The organism is Shewanella sp. YLB-07, from assembly GCF_009377275.1.
On sequence record NZ_VOQB01000007.1, the window covers coordinates 191480 to 210950 of the forward strand.

A 19471-nucleotide genomic window follows, 5' to 3' on the forward strand; every position below is an offset into this window, starting at 1 on the left:
AATAATTCAGTAATAGGAATGATGACCGTTGGATATTTATAAAAAAATACTGGCCGAATTGGCGGTTGAGCAGCTGAATTTTGATGAGAGCAATGTTTGCTCCTTTGAAATTCAGCAAGAAAAAAATCCAGAAAGTGCCTATTTTGTCGTCAATATCGTCCGTAACACGGCATTGATGGAGCTAGCGATCTCTGTTACGACTGCTGCAGAGATTCCGGCACAAATATCTAAAGAGCTCTTTACGTTATTAGGCGTACACGCTATTGGCCCTTTGCGCGGTGAATGCGGTATTGGTGTTTACCCCGGTACTGAACAACTATCTGTATTTACGAAAATTAGCTTAGCTGACTACCGTCCTGGGCAGATAAAAGAAAACCTAGCAGAACTGCTAGAAAAAGCGCAGGAATGGGAGGACATCTTGTTAGTTGATACCCACCCAGACCAAGAGCAGGACAAAGCGGCTGATGCATCTTCTTGCTCCTGGAGAAATATCAGAGTATAGCCCCGGTAGGGCTAATAGGCAGGGCCATCGCATGAGTGTTTTTTGAGCAAAAACAACTTAGAGTGATAGTTCTAAGACATATCTGGACAAAACGTGTTTACTTGTCGGATAACAAGTTTTTGAAATATCTATTGTGGGTTCATTCGGCTGGTTTTGTTTATGGCTAATTTTTGGATACGTAAGCTTCAATTTAATCTATAGCCTGCGGCTCGCTAAATGTGCAAACACTCCTGTGGCACGGCGCGAGTATATCCCTGATGCCGCAGGTCACAGCCGCGTTCACACCGGAGTACTTCTTCGATTTGAATTTTACTGGCTAGTAACTCACTTTTGTCGGATAAGCGGCACTTGTTACCAAGTGCCGCTCTCCTAAGAACCTATGTGGACTCCCCAACTGTCAACAACAAATAGTTATGAATCGAAGAATTAATGCGTACTTATGTACGAGCTCTCATTGAGTAGCGAACTCAGGCTCTCTGATATTTACGCAGACCAATAAACAATTCTGTACGACGAGCTCTTGGTTCTTAACTGTTTTTACTGGCTGATTTTTATCTTCGATTAAGCATTTTGTTGTTTGAACTCGTTAACTGGCCAATATTAATTTGGCCTTATACTCTGTTCCTTGGGTTAACATGGCAAAAGCCGTTCTTACTGTTTTATTGGCTAGTGCCACTGCTGCACATTTCTTTCCACGTCTTTCTACCAACCCTTGTATCCATTTTTCTTTGGTGGTTCGGGCTTCTCTTTTCACTACCTGGATTACGCAGGACATGGCGCCAGCAATAAGTTGACTACGAAGCATACTGTTTTTTACATGCTTGCCTATAGAGCCCATTTTTGTCTTACCACCGCTAGAATTCTGTAATGGCGTTAACCCTATACACGCCGATGCATCTTTTCCTTTATTAAAAGTGCCTAGCTCAATGCAATATAGAGGTTAATCGCGTTTATACTTCCCACACCTTCTAGTTTTAGTAGTTTTTTACAATCTGAGTGTTCATGTATGGATTTTTCGAGACAATCATTATAAATAGCCAATGATTTTATTGTTTCTAAATACAGCTTCCACGCACTGTCTAATGCAAGTCTAAACAAGTCAGAAAAATCATTTTCTGCATCTTCGAGCGTTGACTCGACTACACTCTTCAATCCACCATTGCGATTCGCGGTGCTGATATTAAACTCAGACAACAAGGAAACAAGTTGATTGCTGAGTGCTGTTTTTTGCTTGCTGTATAGCTCTCTTATTCTCATCATGGATTGCAATTGCTGCTGTTCAACCGATTTACCGGAAATAAAATTAACTTCTGGCAGCATAGCTGACTGAACAATAGCTAAAGCATCATTTTTGTCAGTTTTCTGGTTTTGCCTCACTGAAGAAACTAATTGCGCAGATATAAGGTTTGCATCATGACCAAAAAATAGCGCTTTTTGCTTCCAATAATTTGAAGAGGCACATGCTTCAAAGACAACCATCATCGGTTCTGATTTGGCGAGGAATTCGGTGAATTCGCAAGGTGTCATTTCTTCATTAGAACGCACTGTTTTGTTTGTATATACACAAACTTGAATTACACGTTTTCCTAAATCAACGCCAACTATTGTCTTTTTCATTATGGGCTCCAATAAGTCATGGTGAATATTTAAAATACACCATTCGGTTAAGGTTAGGGGAGTCCAATTATCTGTACGTGCAACTTTCACTGCATACGGCTCAAGCCTCCACTAAGGCGTATTACGTTACCCAGCTACCTATAATTACATTGCAGCCAGAGCAGGTTCGAACCAAGAATTACGACTTTGCTTTTTCGGTTTCCTATTGTAACCGATCAATATAGGACGTCTTCCTAAGATCATTTGATGTGGCTACTCTCAGGGTAAACCTAATACTGAGAATGCTCATGGCTAAACCTCATCTCATCGATGCTCAAAAATCTACCCTCCTGGACAAGTGGTGCACAACGCCTTTATCTATGCAGGACTTCTGTCATCAGGAGAACATTTCAACTTCTTCTTTTAATCGTTGGCGCCAGCAGTTAACGGTTCCTCCAGAAATACAGGCTACCGAAGCCGACTGGATAGAGCTTGAACCCTCTAAGCAAGATAAGCTTCCGGTGTTGCCAGACCCAAAGCCAAACTGGAATATTGAGCTTGTGCTCCCTGGTGATGTCATTTTACGATACGCTACTGATGCTGCTGCCAAGTCCGGACTTACGCATTTGGCTGTATGCCAAACCCGTGGACATGCGCAAGCAGTTTGATGGCTTAATCGTATTAGCTAAGCACCAACTCCACGCTTCTCCCATGAGTGGTGAGCTGTTTGTGTTCATTAATCGCAAGCAGACCATGATGAAGGTGCTGTATTTTAGTCGCGGCGGCTACTGTTTATGGAGTAAGCGGCTTGAGTTAGGCCGCTTTCATCACGTAGAGGGTGACGGGGATAAAATCAATCTCACCTGGACTCAACTACAATGCCTCATCGAAGGCATTAATTGGCAAAAACAAGTAAAGAGCAAGCGGTTTAATTCGTTATAACTGTCTGTTTTTTATATAATATGCTTCTATGAAGCAACCTCTACAGACAGTCTCGTTATCACAAGAAATTGAGCAGCTAAACGCTCAAAATTCTGAGCTGTCAGAAAAAGTGCTCACGCTGCAACAGCAACTCGACTGGTTTAAGCGCCAGTTGTTTGGCCGCAAGTCTGAAAAGCAGTTAGAGGATAATCCCAATCAAGAAGTCTTATTTGACCGCCCTGATTCTGGGGAGTCAGGGCCTGAAGATAAGCAACAGATATCCTATACCCGCTCAGCAAAAAAAAGCACCGGCAATGAAGTGGATGACACCGGCTTGCGCTTTGATGATACGGTGCCGACCAAGGTCATTGAACTTAAAGCGCCAGAGCTAGAAGGTGACGATGCTGAGCAGTATGAGGTTATCGGTTATAAAGAGACCCATCGCTTAGCTCAACAGCCGGGCAGCTACACCATTCTTATCTATAAGCGTCCCGTCGTCCGTCACAAAACCGAGCATTGCCTTAGCGTACAACCTGCACCCGATAACGTGCTCGACGGGTGTTTTGCTGATGTCTCTGTTATCGCCGGCATCATGGTCGACAAGGGAGTCTATCATTTACCCTTGTATCGCCAGCACCAAAGAATGCTTGATAGTGGGGTTCAAGTCAGCAGGGCTACCCTCATTAACTGGGTAAAACGGGGCATCGAACTGTTAACCCCTATCTACCGAGCTCAGCTAAAGCATATCCTCACCAGCTCTACACTGGCCATGGATGAGGTGCCGATGAAAGCGGGACGTAAAGCGAAAGGTAAGATGAAACAGACTTACTTTTGGCCCATCTACGGTGAAGATGATGAAGTCGCCTTCACCTGGTCATCAAGCCGTGGGGCTCAACATGCTAAGGCGCAGCTAACCGGGTTCTCTGGTGTACTGCTAAGTGATGGTTATCAGGCTTATACCAATGTGATAAAAGCACTTAATCGTGACAACGAAGCTAACATCATCCATGCCGCCTGCTGGGCTCATACCCGACGTTACTTCGATAAAGCTTTACTCATGGAGCCCGAACTCGCTAAGCAAGCCTTAAAGCAAATCGCCGAGCTCTACAAAATCGAAAAACACATCCGCGATAACTTAAGCTACAGCGATGAAATCCTCGCTTATCGGCAAAAGTGGAGTGAGCCTATCGTTAACCGCTTCTTCAAATGGCTCTATGACCAACGGCAACGCCCGGAGATTTTACCGAGCAACCCGTTAAGTAAGGCCCTCAGTTATGCACTTGATAGAAAAACAGAGCTTAAGGTCTTCTCGAGTCACCCTGCAGTGCCTATCGACACCAATCACTTGGAGCGTGCTTTGCGAGTCATACCGATGGGGCGTAAAAATTATCTGTTCTGCTGGACCGAACTGGGGGCGGAGCAGTTGGGGATGCTGCAAAGTTTACTGGTTACCTGTCGTCTGCAAGGGATTAATCCCTACACTTACCTCGTCGATGTCCTGCAACGCGTCAGTCAGCACCCAGCTTCACAAGTTGAAGAACTCACGCCACGAGTATGGAAGATTAAGTTTGCCGACAACCCACTCACATCAGACTTGATGCAGACTTCTTAGTCTCCCGCAAGCCCGTCCTATATTGATCACTTACAGCGCGCCTCTCTTCAATACTTCCTGTAAAGGATCTAATTGCTCTGGTGTATGAAGCCCAATAACATTATGATTATCCATGCGACGGAGTCCTCTGTAAGTTGATTGTTTTACACCATCTTCAAAGATGATGCGTCGCTATCCTCTTAGCCCATACACCAGAAATAAGCATACCTCGTTAGGCTGTTCAATAAATAGTCGTTGATGCGTTAACCCTGCCCAAGGGGAGAGATTTAAATCTATAATTAATTTTAATAGGAATATCATTTTTTATGCCATCATATAAACCATTGATTAAACCGACAAAAACTAAATCTCTCGCGGTATCGATTACTTCGATTAAACCAGTGGAGGAGCCAATAAACTTGAACCCGGCTTTCCGAGGAACTTCTACTGTTTTCAACGTCAAGGATACTGACAAACTTATTTCAGACATTCATGATGGAAATAAAAAAAATATTTATGTAACAAAGAGTCATACAGGGTTTCGCGATGGAGAGTCTAAACCTGCAAAGCCTCCACTTTCGGAAGAAGAAAGAAATAATATGACTTCGGGGGGGCTTAACCGACTAAATAAAGCTTTGTACTCGTCAGGAAACATTAAATTTGTGGAAGGGGGTAACTCTGGACCTGAGATGATTGAGACAATTTTAATCCATGGGACGTTTAATCCTGACGCTCCTTTAGTTGGGTGGACTAGACCTAATATAGACATAAATCAACGCATTAGAACTAGGTATGGTGGTAAGATAACAGCTATGCAGTGGAGTGGTAAAAATCATCGGGTGGCTCGAATTGAGGCCGGCAGAGCACTTTCTGAGCGAATTTCAGAAAACACATCAAACAACATTCAAACAAATATAATAGCTCACAGTCATGGAGGTAATGTGGTATTTGAAGCTATTAAACAAAACGGAAGCGGCTACATCAATCACCTTATAACTTTAGGAACTCCAATTAGGAAAGATCACCTCCCCTCCTTAAGTGAAATTAAAGAAGGGACTAATGCATATATACACGTATCCGGTGGTAAAGATGGTGTAGCCCCAAAAGGGGGAGTTGATTGGGTAACTCCAGGGCGTGGGGTTTTTACTGATAAGTCTAGATATTCTAAAGCGGAAACACATAATCCCCTAAGCGATGTAGAGGTTCATATAATTGATGCCAATCACAGTGAGCTTCATCAGCGGGCAGTTTTAGATCTATTTGGGTCAAAAGAAATGAAAGTAAATCGCACCACTAAGATTTAATTAAGCGCTATATTTTGCTGGTTACCTGCCGTCTGCAAGGGGTTAATCCCTATACTTACCTCGTTGATGTCCTGCAACGCGTGAGCCAGCCCCCCGGCTTCAAAAGTTGAAGAACTTACGCCGCCACTAGTATGAAAGACTAAGTTTGCCGACAACCCGCTCATGTCAGACTTGTGCAAACTTCTTAGCTTACTGCAAGGCCGTTCTATATTGATCGGTTACTTCCTATTAACCAAATAGGCTAGGTATTGAGGATCGAATGGCGTAGCAGCGCTCCTGATTTTCACATGTCTCCTTATCGGCGTTTGAGCTATCTGAACCAGATTAAAATGGCAGTCCATGTTGGCGATTTTCTGCCAGCCGTGGAATTGCCACCCACCTATGCGATTCATGTAGTATTTTCGACGTACCCAGTCTTTGTTTTTCGTTAGGTGACGCCTTACCGCCCATCGCCATAACAACCAGAAAAGTTGATGGCCTACATAATCGAAAGTTCGCTTTGCCACACAATGACGATAATAATTCGCCCATCCTCTCAGCTTCGGATTCAAAATCTTAATGAGATCGTTTACTGGAATAGTTGCGTGCTTTTTGATGAGTTCGCGTAAGTTACTCAAAAATGATAATACATTGCTCTTACTTGGTTTAATAAGCAGTTTGCCTTTGTACTTCCTAAGATTGAATCCCAGAAAGTCAAAACCATCATCAATATGAGTGACATGCGTTTTCTCTTCAGAAAGTGTTAAGCCTCTTTCTTGTAGAAAGCCAATTAGCTGCGGTTTGATTTCGTTAAGTAAGAACTCCTGTGAAGTCCCCGTTATTACAAAATCATCTGCATATCCGATGAAGTTAACCCTATCACCTGTTTTACGAGCAATAGACTTAACCAATTGTTCTAACCCAGCAAGCGTGAGCAGCATAAGAGTAGGAGATATTATCCCACCTTGTGGTGTTCCCTCTGCCGTTTTATAGAACAATCCTTTGTCAACAAAACCACACCCAAGCCATTGTTTCAGCATTCGTTTATCTAATTGAATGTTATCGATAAGCCATTGATGACCAATCTTATCGAAACAGGCTTTGATGTCTCCCTCAAGAACCCATTGGCTAGAGTTTTTCTGACACAAGCATTTGAAGCATTGCGCGATGGCATCGGCAGTACTTCGGTTAGGTCGAAAACCATAACTGTTTGGGTCGACAATGGTCTCAGAGATAGACTCTAATGCAAGAAGGTGAAGGGCTTGTTGCGCCCTGTCTATCATGCAAGGAATGCCTAGGGGTCTGAGTTTGCCGTTTTTCTTGGGGATATAGATACGCCTGAGCGGTTTAGCTTGGTAGCCTTTTCTGCTCAGTTGATTGACCGCCGCCATACAACGGACATCGGTGTTCCAGATGATGCCGTCTATTCCTGGCGTTTTACTGCCTTTGTTTTGAGATACTCGTTTAACAGCAAGAAGCTTTGCTGCTTTTGAGTGAGTTAGTATCCACTGCAAGGCTTTCGCTCTGCCGCGTTTACCTTCTCGGGTTGCTTTTGCAATGCGCATTTGAAGCTTTAATACGTGCTGCCCAATAGCAGCCCAGTTAATGGCTTGCCATTGAGCCTCGTCAGGAGAGGCACTAACTTCTGTTGAAGCTACCATTTGCGTTTCTCCTTGAATAAAGTTCCTCAAACTATCTTGCAACGGGAGACCAGCTAGAAGTCAGCTCGCTTTCGCGCCAGATAACCACCTGTATCCGCATCATTACAACACGGCTTTCGCTTTTTCCAGCCTCCTTTACCTGCACCACTATCAGCTGTCTTCGCAGACAACCTTCCAAGAAGGAGTAATACAGGCTTACCCTGTTCCGTATGTCACGCAACGTCAGGTTAGATGCCCACTATAGTGCGGAGAGCGTATCGATCACGAAAGACTACTGTCCAATTTCTTTCCTACTCTCGTTGCCTTTTGGCCACAGCGTATTAACCACTTCCGCTGCTTCTCGTGTGACGCACCTTATATGGATTCACTTATGTTCATCATACTGACACCCTAGCACTCACCCGGTTTGTGGTTATCAGGAGGAACATCCTCTCACGATTCTGTTCCCGTTCAGCAAATTGCTGAGCTTCGTTACATTGTCGGATCCGCTGCTTTATTCAGGATCCTAGGGGCACCTGGTGATACAGATGGTTCACTCTTATCTCGGTGAACAGCGCTTCATACGACTTCAGGTCGCACGGACAGAAATGAGCTAGAAGTGTGATTCTAGTTCATGAGATTTTGATTAGGAAATGTATGGCAATCGTTTGCTCGATAGCGCTGTAATAAAACGTTTATAGCTACAGTACTAGCTGTAGCCAGAGGCACTAAAAAGAGGGGAGTGACAATGCGAAATGTAATAAAAATACTGATTTAATGTCTTAATAGAAATAAAATCAAATGCTAACGCTGCGACCTGTTGGAAAATATTCTAAGCGTTCACCAAGCACACCTTTCAAGATATTATAGGCTTTCATTCCTGTACAATGACCTGTATACAACTTATCTATTGGGTAATTTAACATTGATTCACCAATCTCTTCGATCTGCTTCTTAGTTCCACCGATACTATTAAATAATGGTAATCCGACTAAATGAAAACCGCCAATGACAGCTTTTATTTTAGTGTTAGGGAAATTATTAAGTGCAGTATCTATCATATTTAGAACTCCACTATGAGCACAACCAGTAAAGACTATAAGCCCATCATGTTCATTTATGACCAACAATAATTCGTGATCAAATGTATCAGATTTACAACTCTCACCTGACCCAGTAAATAGGTACTTATTACCTTCTGGCTTTTCATACTTATTACCTAAATCAGTTATTATAAAGATATTGGGCAATATTTCAGTCATTTGGTTAATAAACGTCATGCGACTGGCATCTTTGGTAAGCAACTGTTTATTGATACCTACATCAATTTTAAAACCCAAAGTTTTAAAAGTATAATTTGTGTCTTCGCATTCACGTAAATACACTTGGGCCTTAGAGTTCTGGTCTAGGAAGTGCGTAATTCCATTACAGTGATCATGATGGCGATGTGAAATCACTGCTGCATCAACGCTTTTAATATCTACACCTAATAAACGTGCATTATCACAAAAGGCTCTACTGCTTCCTGCATCAAATAATATACTCTTTCCCATAGTACTAGCATGAATAGAAAGCCCTCTTTCTATTTCTAGGTCTGTTCTATTATTCAATCTTGTATTATCAATTAATGAAGTAAGAATCATAACTACTACCTTTTTACAACTCTATAATTATTGGAGGATCTACTTTATGCTCAAGCACTGAATAAGCGAACAATGCACAACTACCTTTTAGAGGTTATTCGATTTATGCTTTCTTGTTCTGCTAAGAGAATTGTAGAGCTAATGAGTTCTTCAAAGTGCTCCAATTGACCTGCTGGTATTAGCTGGTTTTGAATAAATTTTCGCTTCTCTGAATCAAACAAGCGTTCCGCGACCCAACCTATTAGGTATACTAAAGAAAGACAACCGCCTGCTGTAGCAATATTGCCTTCAATGACCAAAGGTAAATCTTGAACATTGCCGCCCATTTTCTTCAGTACATTTTTAGCGTCAGGATTTGTCGTTAACAACAAACCGTTTAACAATCCAAGTTCATGAAGGATAAACGAACCAGCACATATCGAACCAACTAACTGTTTGTTTGGATCGAGTTTTAAAGCTGACATAAATTCACCGTCCTGTAATGCTGCAGGAATGCCACGCTTGCCACTAGTAATTAGCACTACATCTTGATTAATCACCTCTGAAATATGACCATCGGTCTTTACCGACATACCTAGATGCGAGCGGTGTTCTGATTTAGTTCCTAATATTGACACCACCCAGCTATTAGTCGTTCTACCAAGTAAGTCATACATTAAGAAAAAGTCCACATCTGTAAAATCGTCAAATATTACAATGCCAATGTTGTACATGATTTTGATACCTCGTTATTCATGTTTGAGATTTACATAACAGCCATTAAACAACATATTACATAGCAAAAAAAGAGTGTCAGCAGCTTCTAGAGACACTCTTCTGGACATTAAATTTTACAGGCAAACGCAAGGGACTTCGGTAATGTTTTGATAAGTTTAATTTTTCCCCTCGGCTAACCATGTGGCATATTGTTTCGTATAATAACTCACAATTAGGTCAGCCCCAGCACGTTTTAACCCAATAAAAGTTTCAGTTACTACCGCTTTTTCATCGAGTGCGCCAGCAAGAGCCGCAAACTTGATACCGGCATATTCCCCACCTACTTGATATGCAGCGATGGGTAGATGGGTTTCTTTTCTTAAACGACAGATCACGTCTAAATATGGTGTTCCTGGTTTAACCATCAGAATATCTGCGCCTTCAGCCTCATCAAGTGATGCTTCAAGTAGAGCTTGACGACCATTGGCGTAATCTAGTTGGTAGCCTTTTCTATCCCCACTAAGTTCACAGTCTACTGCGGCCCTAAATGGGCCATAAAAAGAAGATGCAAATTTTGCCGAATGTGCCAAAATTGCCACGTCCTGAAAACCAGCAGCATCAAGTCCTAGACGAATTGCTTTTACTTGGCCATCCATCATTGCCGATGGTGCTAACATATCAGCACCAGCTTTAGCTGCGGTCACCGATTGTTTTACTAAATTTTCAACTGTAATGTCGTTACAAACTTTGTTGTTTTGCATTACACCACAATGACCATGGTCGGTATATTCACAGAAGCAAATATCTGGAATTACCATCATTTCTGGTACGGCAGATTTTATCGTCTTGACCATACGAGCAAGTAGACCATCATCATTCCAAGTGTCACTTCCTTGAGCATCCTTAGTGTGGGATATGCCAAAAGGCATAACATAGCGTATGCCCAGAGCGTAAAGCTGACGAACCTCATCGGCTAGGGAGTTCTCGGGAATACGACTGATACCAGGTAGAGTGGAAATAGGTACTGCTTGAGCGATCTGCTCTTCGACAAATAAAGGATGGATTAAATTGTCTAATAAAAGGTGGCTTTCACGCAATAGATCGCGCATGGCTTCAGAGCTACGTAATCGTCTTAAACGGCGCAATGGAGTTATGGTCATATTGGAGTAACCTATTCAGATATGGTTAGGGACTCAGTTTAAATAAAGGAAAATAAATTTAAACCTTACATAATAAGACTTAAAACTGTATCAAAAGTTCTGTGTAACTACAGCTAAATATTTTATCACCATGACTATTAACAATATGAGCTAATTTATACATAACACAATAAATCCATAACAAAAATCAGGTCAAACAACTTGCTCAACACATGTAGCAAACAATAGCTCTAACACGTAAAGGTCGGATAGGCGGCACTTGTTGCCAAGTGCCGCCCTCCTAAGAACCTCAGCGTGCAACTTTCACTGCACTGGGCTCAAGCCTCCACTAAGGCGTACTATGTTACCCACCTGCCACTAAGGCCAGATTTTGCAATGCACATTTGAAGCTTCAATACTTGCTCCTCAATAGGTTTCCAGTTGATGGATTGCCATTAAGCGCCGTAAGGAGAGGCACTAACTTCATTTGAAGTCATCATTTGCGTTTCTCCATCAACAAAGTTCTTCAAACTTTCTTGCAACGGGAGACCAGCTGGAAGTGGACTCACTTTCGTGCCAGACACCAGTCTGTATCTGCATCATTACAATGCAGCTTTGGCTTTCTCCAGCTTCCTTTACCTGCACCACTATCGGCTATCTTCAGAGATAACTTTCCCAATGGGAGTGATACAGGCTTACCGTGTTCCGTATGTCGCGCAATGTCAGGTTAGATGCCCACTCTAGTGCGGAGAGTTTTACAACCACGAAAGAGCATTGCCCAATCTCTTTCCTGCTCTCGTTGCCATTTTGGCCACAGCGTATAAACCACTTCCGCTGCTTCTCGTATAACGCACCTTACATGGATTCACATATGTTCATCATACTGACTCCCTAGCACTTACCCGACTTGTGGTTATCAGGAAAAACGTCCTCTCACGATTCTGTTCCCATTCGGTATAAAACCAAATTTCGTTACATTGTCTGGCTCGCTACTTTATTCAGAGCCATAGGGTCATCTGGTGATACAGATGGTTCACTCAAAAGCGGTGAACAGCGCTTCATACGACTTCACGTCGCACGGGCATTTCTGAGTTAGCTGCTCAACCAATAAAACCCAAATCGAAGAGAAACCTTTCTTGTGAATCAGCCAGGTGTAGATGCGGCTACGAGCTTCCAAAACAAGGATATTTTGGTAGAGCCTCCATGGACGGATTGACGGCGTTTCGTAGAAGTATCTGCACTTAAGCACGCTGCAGGCGATAGATAACCATGAAGGAACGATCTTCAAACACACTCCCCAATATCAACTCAGCCAGAAGCTAAAAACAGAAATGTATTAAGCCTTCATTCGAAGGCTCGCTAACTTTGGGGCATAAATGATTTACGCCCTTGGTACATTTCGGAACAACAAATGGCTTAAAGCAATCACTCTAAGCCTTACCTGGACAATGATATTCAGCGCTAAACCGGGATGAGATGGCATGCTGTGCGGACCCTATTTAAATACTTATTTTCTCTTCTTTTTTTATTAGATTGTGCTTAAGCATTAAGTCTATTTTGGTTGGCGCTGATTATATTGGCGATTTCATCATAAACGGCTCTAATTCTTGGAGTGGTAGTTTCACTGGCGTGGCTAACTAACCATAGGGATTCAGGTTTGATGGATGATATTTCAACTTCGGTTAAACCGTCAGATAAGAAATGCGGCAATATTCCAGCACCTAATCCACTACGAATAGCAGCTTCTTGAGTAGCAAGTGTGTTGAAGCGTAAACTTGGGGAACGTTTGGTGATCTTAGTCAGCCATTTAGCGGCAGGTAAATCTATGTGGTTATCCCAGCCTATTAGAGGGACTTTATCAAGGCCTATATTTTGACCTTTCGAGACAAACATTCCTGATGACATGCTACCTACTTTACGGACAGTGAGTGCTCCTTGTTCTGGGCGTTTTAAACGTAAAGCAATATCAGCATCTCCTCTCGCTATACCTACATTAAATATTCCCGTAACTATTTGCAGCTCTAACTTTGGATACTGTTTAATAAAGGACTGTAATTGAGGTATAACTATCTGTATCGCCAGCATTTCAGGAAGTGCTACTCGTACAACTCCTTCAAATTTGTTCTGTTGGCTTTTAAAGTTGGCTTGCAAAGATTCTAGTGTTTTCTCTACCGTTTCAGCGTCTTTGTAAAATGATAATCCATCAGTAGTCGGTTGATAGCCCGTGGGATGCTTAATGAAAAGGTTTGTACCAAGTTCATACTCTAATTTTGCAATTTTTCGTCCCACCGTTTGTGGGCTAACCCCCAGTTTAGATGCCGCTTTACTTAAGCTGCCATGTCGTATCACGGCAGTGAAAAAATAGATGTTTTCAATATTCATGGCACTCCATTTATGGAAATCTAATTTCCAATGCTATCCATTTTAACTTGGCAAGAGAACTTTTACACTTTATATCGACATTAGTTACCTACTGAGAAGTTATTATATGAATGCTCTTTTATCTACTTCCCCGCTGTCTTCGATTGATACAGTTAATGCTTATTTGGCCGCCTTTTCTGAACATAATATAGAGTCGGCGCTTCAGTATGTTAGTGAAAATGCCATTTGGCATATTGATGGTGACCCTATTTTAAAAACAGTCGGTATAGTTCAAGGGAAAGCTGCAATTAGACTGTGGTTACAGCGTTTCCCAGAGGGCTTTCAACCGATTGATTTTAAGTTAGAACCATTAATTGATGCTACGCCTGATGTAATTGCTATTGGCCATTTCCGCCATCGTGTAGTGAGTACAAATGCTATTGCTGATGGTGACTTTATTATTCGGTTTACCACGAGTAACGGCCAGATCACCCGCTATCAAATTTTTGAAGATTCACACATGTTATCTAAAACTCATCATAGTAATAACCCTCAACTTTCAACGCTTGTAAATGGTGTGGAATATGGTTGGGATGATCAAGGAGAAGGTTCCACGTTAGTGCTTTTGCATGGCTTATTTCTTGACCGAACATTCTGGAACCCCTTACTTAATAGCATAGATAAACAGTTTCGTTGTGTGACATTTGATATGCCAGGTCATGGTACGAGTGGTTGGCGTGAAGGATTAAATCTAAATGATATAGCAAATGATATCGCCTTGTGGATCATTGAAAATAACATTAACAAAGTAACGTTAGTCGGGCACAGTCAAGGAGGTATTATTGCCTTACTGATAGCTGCTAAATATCCTCAACTGCTAGATAAACTTGTGCTAGTTAATACTAGTGCTCGGGCTGAAATCTCCTCGCATATGACTCTATGGCGCGAGCGTCAGTCTTTGTTATTGTCGTTGGATAAAAAAAATATAAAAAGAGTATTTGAAGATATGCAAAAGGTCAAATACGCATCGTTGTGGTTACAGGCTAATCCTATCTACGCTATGGAAGATATTAATAAACAAATGAAAGCGGATGCTACGATGTTTGCCCATGCATTGGATGCGGCAGTCATTCAGCGTGAAGATATATGTGAAACACTGAAAGAAATAAAAGTGAATACTATCGTACTCGCTGGTACAGAGGACATTGCAACCCCGCCAGCCCATGGAGAAGAAATTGCACGGTTACTACCTAATGCTAGTTATTATGCAATAGAAAAGGCAGGCCACTCCATTCCTCTAGAGATGCCAGAGGCATTAGTAAATGTTTTAACCAAATAAGTACAAATGAAATACGTCTAATTGGACGTGTGTACAAGTGGCAGGGGTCAGGCCTTGCCATTTTCTTTTCACATTAGCTGAGATAAGGCAAACACAGAGAAACAAAATATGAATGAGCTTTTACTCTGAGAAGCTTTGGGGCAAACGTGCCAGAATTGGCACTAAACGAAGGAAACCCTAACTACTAGGGCTTCCCTTTACCTAGCAATCAGTTCCCTCTGAAAGTAGCAATGCATCTTCTAATTCAACACCAAGGTATCGAATCGTATTATCGACTTTGCTATGGCCCAATAAAAGCTGCACAGCTCGAATATTGTAGTTAGTAGGATTTTGACAGAAAAAAACCAATCAAAACAACCCGCCAATCAGCGGGTTGTTCTTTAAATCACATCTAATTTCAAACTCACATTACCAAAGACTCAGATCTTGCCATTCTTCTCAGCAATACCACTCTTACATTGTCGTATACCCAGTTAAAGGTGAATGCGTAAATGGTGATAAAGATGGTTACGCCAATATCCATCACAAAGGCTTCCCAGATACTTACGTTTAATAAGTAAGCCATAACCGGAACTGTGGCGATCAGTAACCCTAATTCAAATAAAACAACGTGAAAAATGCGTAATGAAAGAGTGCGTTGTGTTTTCTCGCCTGTGAAAAACTGATCGAAAATCCAGTTATAGATAAAATTCCAAATCATAGCGATAGTCGCAACAACTATCATTGTTCCTGATAGAGCGGTAACATCATAATTGGTAAACATAGCTAATCCCATGATAGACAGTGATACAGCCAATACTTCAAATAATACAGCGTGGAAAATTCGTTCATTGGTTTTCATAGCGATGCCTCTTAATCGTTATTAATACATTTAAAAATAATGAAGCTGCGATTATAGAGAGCGAATAAAAGAGATAAAGTTAACAGCCATCACGAATCGTGATAGCTTGAATGCTTAACCTATTTAGTGAGCTAATGACTTGTACAGTTTTGAGCAATTAAAAATCTTTGTCACCGTATGTGAAAGTGGATCGTTCTCGGCAGCAGCTCGTCAATTAAAGCGTGCTCAATCTGGTGTGAGCCAAGCCATTGCCAACTTAGAGATCTCCATTAACCAAGAGCTGTTTAACCGCGAGAAAAATACGCCAGCACTAACAGAAAAAGGCAAAGTGTTGTTGCCAATTGCTCAATCAATTTTGCATCAACAAAAATATTTTGATCAAAAAGTAGAATCGTTAGAAAGAGAGCATGAATACGAGCTGGTTATCGCGATAGATGAAAGCTTAATTAATGATGATTTATTGCAAATACTGGCAGAGTTAGCCGATAAGTTCCCTGTGACTGATGTGGAAATAATCACTACTTCCACTTTTGATGTTGAAGAGCTAGTTAGAGAAGGAAAAGCACAAGTAGGTATTGTGTATGCAGATGGTGAACTTAAAGTGGATATGGATTTTTTCACATTAGGCCAAACCCGTTTTTTGACCGTGGTGGCACCTGAACATGCATTAGCAGCTTTGTCTGTAGTGAATGATACAGCGTTAAAAGGGCATCGCCAATTAGTGCATCGCAGTTCAGAGCATAAAGAGCTGTGGTTCAGTTATGGGATAAGCTCAAAGCTGTGGTATGCCAACACTCACCAAACCCTGCTTGATTTAGCTTGCAGAGGAATAGGGTGGACAATCGTACCAGAGCAAGCAGTGACAGAACTATTGGCTGTGAAAAAGCTAGTCGCATTGCCCATCGCTCATGAGTTTGATGGTTGGTTAACACCTATGGGCTGTTTAGTGTCGCGTCGTCATGCTTCTGGACCTGTATTGGAAGATCTATTGTCATCACTACAAACATTGAGTCAAAAAAACGCTAATTCATTAAGTGTGAATTAAGGTAAAAAGTAGGGTCAGGTCTTGCCTTTTGCCACTCATTACTTTTTGTATATCAAAGTCAGGTGAACATCTTTGGGCTCGCTTCGAGATGTAACGCTTTTTGGTCGGATAAGCGGCACCTGTTACCAATTAAAGCTTAGGCTTACCAACAAAACCCAAATCGAAGAAATAAATAATCCAGTTTAGATGCGGCTGCGAGCTTCGATTTCAGGGATGAAATCGCAGGGCGTATAGGGATATATTCACAGCGTCTCGCAGAAATATGCAACAGGTCGTTCTTAGACATCTGACCCATAGGGATATGGGAAATGTCATTATGATGTCTGGAACATCATTGGCCTGCCTTCACGACATTTGTGCATCCATGCACGGCACCCGCTGCAAGCGATAGATAACAACGAAGGTACGAGCTTCAATGACATATTCCAACAGCAAAGATCTGCCGGAATGACGAAAAGTAACGACCAAAATCAAATGAACCAAAGCAAAATTTAATCTAGCTTCATTCGAAGCTAGGCAAATAAAACCATTGATAACGAGTCAATTCATTAATAACATCTATTAATCAAAGCTTAGACTGGTGCCAGATAGCACTGCTGCATATAGATGTTGATCGCACCGAGTACATTGGTTCTGTTGATAGTGCCGACAACCTTGCCATTATCGACCACGGGATAGACCTTAGGCTTAGGGCCTAACATCTGTTCGGCTAACTGCAAGACGCTGGTATCAGGTGTCACTGACAATACCTCGGAGCGCATACAATCTTTTACCTTAGCCACCAGGTCACAGTGATAACTGCTCTTGAGCATGACTGATATACAATCTTGCTGTGACAGAAAACCTATCAATTTCCCCGAATCATCGACTACGGGAGCCCCCAACTTATTCCTCACGAGTAAGGCATCAACGGCGTTCGACAGAGGCATATCCGCAGTTAACAGCACAGGTTGACGATCCATATATTCGCTTACTTTAATTGAATCCATATTCCTTCCCCAGTCGTTTGATGACTCTATGATTTTGATGTGGAGCTTACTTATTTAACCGTATTGTTATTGAACATTACTGTTATTAACACTACACATTGATTACTGTATGACTCCAATATACATAAGTTATTAAAAAACAGAACAGTAAATAATCGATTCCTCTAATCTAAATCTTCAATAACTCTTTTCAATGAGCCTTTTCAACCAGAATCTAATGAGTGTCGGCTACCACTACAGAGATTTTGCGCCTAATACGAACCCAAGCCCCATTAGCCCTGCACCGCACACCTGACTCAAGCGTGTCTTTATCTTAGTCATCCTGTGTTGCAGTGCCTTTGAGGTAAATAGTATGGATACTGCGCCAAACCAGAGTCCATGCAGCAAGGCGATATACAGACCATAGAGCAAGATTGAGCGATACTCATGGCTTTCAGGAGAGGCAAGCTGGCTGAACAGACTAACAAAAAACAACATAGTCTTAGGGTTTAATACATTACACAAAAATCCCTGGAATAGGTATTGGCTGGGTTTTAGCTGAAATTCATCTTTCTCTATCCCATCCAGGCTAGCATTGGCGGTCAGGATACTTTTCAGCCCGATATAGATGAGATAGAGGGCTCCAGCGTACTTAATTATATTAAACAGAAACACATTATGTGAGATTAGGTAACCAATTCCGAGCAAGGTGTAACCTATATGTACCCCTATTGCTAAGCTTATGCCAACCGCAGTCCAGACACCGGCAGCCCTGCCCGATGTGACACTATTTTTCAGCACCAACACAAAGTCAGCTCCAGGACTTACAACGATGAGTGCGCCGATGACGGCTAGACTGATAATGTCCATACTTGCTCCTTTAATTTGAGTTGAAGCATATTGTAGCGGGAGACGGGAGCTTATATAATCGAAAAAACATCGGTCAACCTGTGAGAAAAAGTCACCAATGAGACATCTCAAAGCCTTTCATATTTTTCATGTCGCCGCATCATCACTCAGCTATAGTGAAGCGGCAGATAAACTCTGTATTACCCATGGCGCGGTGAGCAAGCAGATAAAGATACTGGAAGCCTATTTGGGTCAAAGCTTATATTATCGCCAGGGACGACATGTCTGTCTGACCCGGGAGGGTGAACTACTTAAAGGCTATACAGACCAAGCCTTTCTAGCCTTGAGTGCGGGTATCGACAAGTTATCCCAAATACAACATGCTTGTCTGGAGATCTCCTGCGAACCCACATTGACCATGCGCTGGCTGATGCCCAGATTATCTGACTTCTACCAAGATAATCCGAATAGCGATGTCAGGTTATCGACGGCCGGAGGACCCGTGAGGCTCGGTACCAACGGAATATCCCTGGCTATTAGGCGGAATGATTTCGTCTCATTAAACGATCACCATATCACTGAGTTAGTCGATGAATGGGTGGGGCCCGTCTGTTCAGCAGATCATTGGAACAAGATAAAAGATGATCTGAGTCAAATGAAAATCCTCCATAGTCAGACCAGACCTGATGCCTGGGCTGACTGGAACAAACAAGCAGGCATGAACGCCTTACACCAATCCTCTCCCCGGGCCCAGCAAAGCTTTGCCCACTTCTACTTTTGTCTGCAAGCCGCCGCCGATGGATTGGGGGTCGCCATGGGGTCTTATCCACTGGTAGTTGATGACATCAACAGGGGCAAGCTCATAGCCCCCTTCGGTTTTAGTAAATCAGGAAAACGTTATATTCTACTTAGTCAGGAGTTGAATAATGACGACCCGTTAGAGTCCAGTTTTATTGACTGGTTGCAGAAGAATCTAGCTCTGTGTATCCCAGATACTCGCTTAATAGACAGAAAAAAATGAACGGCTGCTCTGGCGATTCGCCAAAGCAGCCGTTAT

16 protein-coding genes and 3 pseudogenes are annotated in these 19471 nt (G+C 42.2%); 9 read left to right on the forward strand and 10 right to left on the reverse strand.

Annotated elements, in window-relative coordinates:
• Positions 1-28: 28 nt before the first annotated feature.
• Positions 29-502 carry a hypothetical protein gene (locus tag FS373_RS16870; RefSeq protein WP_144046776.1) on the forward strand — a complete coding sequence of 158 codons (474 nt, stop codon included), beginning with the start codon at positions 29-31 and terminating at the stop codon, positions 500-502.
• 586 nt (positions 503-1088) lie between these two features.
• Here FS373_RS16870 and FS373_RS16875 read toward each other — a convergent pair.
• Positions 1089-2119: pseudogene (locus tag FS373_RS16875) on the reverse strand (IS110 family transposase).
• Positions 2120-2367: 248 nt separating this feature from the next.
• On the opposite strand from FS373_RS16875, the gene tnpA reads away from it, so the two are divergent.
• The 5 genes and pseudogenes from tnpA to FS373_RS16895 all read left to right on the forward strand — a co-directional run.
• Complete coding sequence (tnpA, locus tag FS373_RS31540) at positions 2368-2766, forward strand: IS66 family insertion sequence element accessory protein TnpA (RefSeq protein ID WP_194165871.1); 399 nt, start codon at positions 2368-2370, stop codon at positions 2764-2766.
• A complete protein-coding gene (gene tnpB / locus FS373_RS31545) occupies positions 2750-3040 on the forward strand; it encodes an IS66 family insertion sequence element accessory protein TnpB (protein WP_194165872.1) in 291 nt (96 codons plus the stop codon). The genes tnpA and tnpB overlap by 17 nt, the downstream gene beginning before the upstream one ends.
• A 28-nt stretch (positions 3041-3068) precedes the next feature.
• A complete protein-coding gene (gene tnpC / locus FS373_RS16885) occupies positions 3069-4631 on the forward strand; it encodes an IS66 family transposase (RefSeq protein WP_152829921.1) in 1563 nt (520 codons plus the stop codon).
• Between the two features lie 305 nt (positions 4632-4936).
• Entirely contained in the window at positions 4937-5914 is a 978-nt protein-coding gene (locus FS373_RS16890; protein ID WP_144046779.1) for an esterase/lipase family protein, read from the forward strand.
• Positions 5915-5928: 14 nt separating this feature from the next.
• A pseudogene (locus FS373_RS16895) lies at positions 5929-6049 on the forward strand (transposase domain-containing protein); the annotation flags it as partial.
• Between the two features lie 83 nt (positions 6050-6132).
• Here FS373_RS16895 and ltrA read toward each other — a convergent pair.
• From ltrA to FS373_RS16925, 5 genes are all read right to left on the reverse strand, one after another.
• Entirely contained in the window at positions 6133-7554 is a 1422-nt protein-coding gene (gene ltrA / locus FS373_RS16900; RefSeq protein WP_152829922.1) for a group II intron reverse transcriptase/maturase, read from the reverse strand.
• A gap of 776 nt (positions 7555-8330) precedes the next feature.
• Positions 8331-9176: an MBL fold metallo-hydrolase gene (locus tag FS373_RS16905; protein ID WP_144046781.1), complete on the reverse strand. Its 846-nt coding sequence runs from the start codon at positions 9174-9176 to the stop codon at positions 8331-8333.
• A gap of 80 nt (positions 9177-9256) precedes the next feature.
• Entirely contained in the window at positions 9257-9889 is a 633-nt protein-coding gene (locus tag FS373_RS16910; RefSeq protein ID WP_144046782.1) for a DJ-1/PfpI family protein, read from the reverse strand.
• Between the two features lie 159 nt (positions 9890-10048).
• Positions 10049-11032: a porphobilinogen synthase gene (gene hemB / locus FS373_RS16915; protein ID WP_144046783.1), complete on the reverse strand. Its 984-nt coding sequence runs from the start codon at positions 11030-11032 to the stop codon at positions 10049-10051.
• Between the two features lie 1518 nt (positions 11033-12550).
• Positions 12551-13393: a LysR family transcriptional regulator gene (locus FS373_RS16925; protein ID WP_144046784.1), complete on the reverse strand. Its 843-nt coding sequence runs from the start codon at positions 13391-13393 to the stop codon at positions 12551-12553.
• A gap of 106 nt (positions 13394-13499) precedes the next feature.
• On the opposite strand from FS373_RS16925, the gene FS373_RS16930 reads away from it, so the two are divergent.
• Positions 13500-14711, forward strand: a complete 1212-nt coding sequence (locus FS373_RS16930; RefSeq protein WP_152829923.1) for an alpha/beta fold hydrolase — start codon at positions 13500-13502, stop codon at positions 14709-14711.
• A 201-nt stretch (positions 14712-14912) separates the two neighbouring features.
• Here FS373_RS16930 and FS373_RS16935 read toward each other — a convergent pair.
• Both FS373_RS16935 and FS373_RS16940 read right to left on the reverse strand, forming a co-directional pair.
• Positions 14913-15026, reverse strand: a pseudogene (locus tag FS373_RS16935) (integrase); the annotation flags it as partial.
• An 88-nt stretch (positions 15027-15114) separates the two neighbouring features.
• The gene (locus FS373_RS16940; RefSeq protein ID WP_152829924.1) at positions 15115-15552 is read right to left on the reverse strand and encodes a PACE efflux transporter; all 438 of its coding nucleotides are present in this window, start codon (positions 15550-15552) and stop codon (positions 15115-15117) included.
• 139 nt (positions 15553-15691) lie between these two features.
• Here FS373_RS16940 and FS373_RS16945 point away from each other — a divergent pair, with 139 nt between their 5' ends.
• On the forward strand, positions 15692-16597 hold the full coding sequence (locus FS373_RS16945; protein ID WP_144046787.1) for a LysR family transcriptional regulator: 906 nt from the start codon (positions 15692-15694) through the stop codon (positions 16595-16597).
• Positions 16598-17169: 572 nt separating this feature from the next.
• Here the strand turns inward: FS373_RS16945 and FS373_RS16950 are convergent.
• Both FS373_RS16950 and FS373_RS16955 read right to left on the reverse strand, forming a co-directional pair.
• A complete protein-coding gene (locus tag FS373_RS16950) occupies positions 17170-17586 on the reverse strand; it encodes a CBS domain-containing protein (RefSeq protein ID WP_144046788.1) in 417 nt (138 codons plus the stop codon).
• Positions 17587-17820: 234 nt separating this feature from the next.
• Positions 17821-18435 (reverse strand): LysE family translocator, encoded by a 615-nt coding sequence (locus FS373_RS16955; RefSeq protein WP_152829925.1) that lies wholly within the window; start codon positions 18433-18435, stop codon positions 17821-17823.
• Positions 18436-18532: 97 nt separating this feature from the next.
• Here FS373_RS16955 and FS373_RS16960 point away from each other — a divergent pair, with 97 nt between their 5' ends.
• Positions 18533-19435: a LysR substrate-binding domain-containing protein gene (locus FS373_RS16960; RefSeq protein ID WP_144046790.1), complete on the forward strand. Its 903-nt coding sequence runs from the start codon at positions 18533-18535 to the stop codon at positions 19433-19435.
• Positions 19436-19471: the final 36 nt, after the last annotated feature.

Bases quoted from the DNA above. Each gene is read 5' to 3' on its own strand.
- tnpB (WP_194165872.1), top strand. From the start codon at position 2,750: ATGCGCAAGCAGTTTGATGGCTTAATCGTATTAGCTAAGCACCAACTC.
- tnpC (WP_152829921.1), top strand. From the start codon at position 3,069: ATGAAGCAACCTCTACAGACAGTCTCGTTATCACAAGAAATTGAGCAG.
- FS373_RS16890 (WP_144046779.1), top strand. From the start codon at position 4,937: ATGCCATCATATAAACCATTGATTAAACCGACAAAAACTAAATCTCTC.
- ltrA (WP_152829922.1), bottom strand. From the start codon at position 7,554: ATGGTAGCTTCAACAGAAGTTAGTGCCTCTCCTGACGAGGCTCAATGG.
- FS373_RS16905 (WP_144046781.1), bottom strand. From the start codon at position 9,176: ATGATTCTTACTTCATTAATTGATAATACAAGATTGAATAATAGAACA.
- FS373_RS16910 (WP_144046782.1), bottom strand. From the start codon at position 9,889: ATGTACAACATTGGCATTGTAATATTTGACGATTTTACAGATGTGGAC.
- hemB (WP_144046783.1), bottom strand. From the start codon at position 11,032: ATGACCATAACTCCATTGCGCCGTTTAAGACGATTACGTAGCTCTGAA.
- FS373_RS16925 (WP_144046784.1), bottom strand. From the start codon at position 13,393: ATGAATATTGAAAACATCTATTTTTTCACTGCCGTGATACGACATGGC.
- FS373_RS16930 (WP_152829923.1), top strand. From the start codon at position 13,500: ATGAATGCTCTTTTATCTACTTCCCCGCTGTCTTCGATTGATACAGTT.
- FS373_RS16940 (WP_152829924.1), bottom strand. From the start codon at position 15,552: ATGAAAACCAATGAACGAATTTTCCACGCTGTATTATTTGAAGTATTG.
- FS373_RS16950 (WP_144046788.1), bottom strand. From the start codon at position 17,586: ATGGATTCAATTAAAGTAAGCGAATATATGGATCGTCAACCTGTGCTG.
- FS373_RS16955 (WP_152829925.1), bottom strand. From the start codon at position 18,435: ATGGACATTATCAGTCTAGCCGTCATCGGCGCACTCATCGTTGTAAGT.
- FS373_RS16960 (WP_144046790.1), top strand. From the start codon at position 18,533: ATGAGACATCTCAAAGCCTTTCATATTTTTCATGTCGCCGCATCATCA.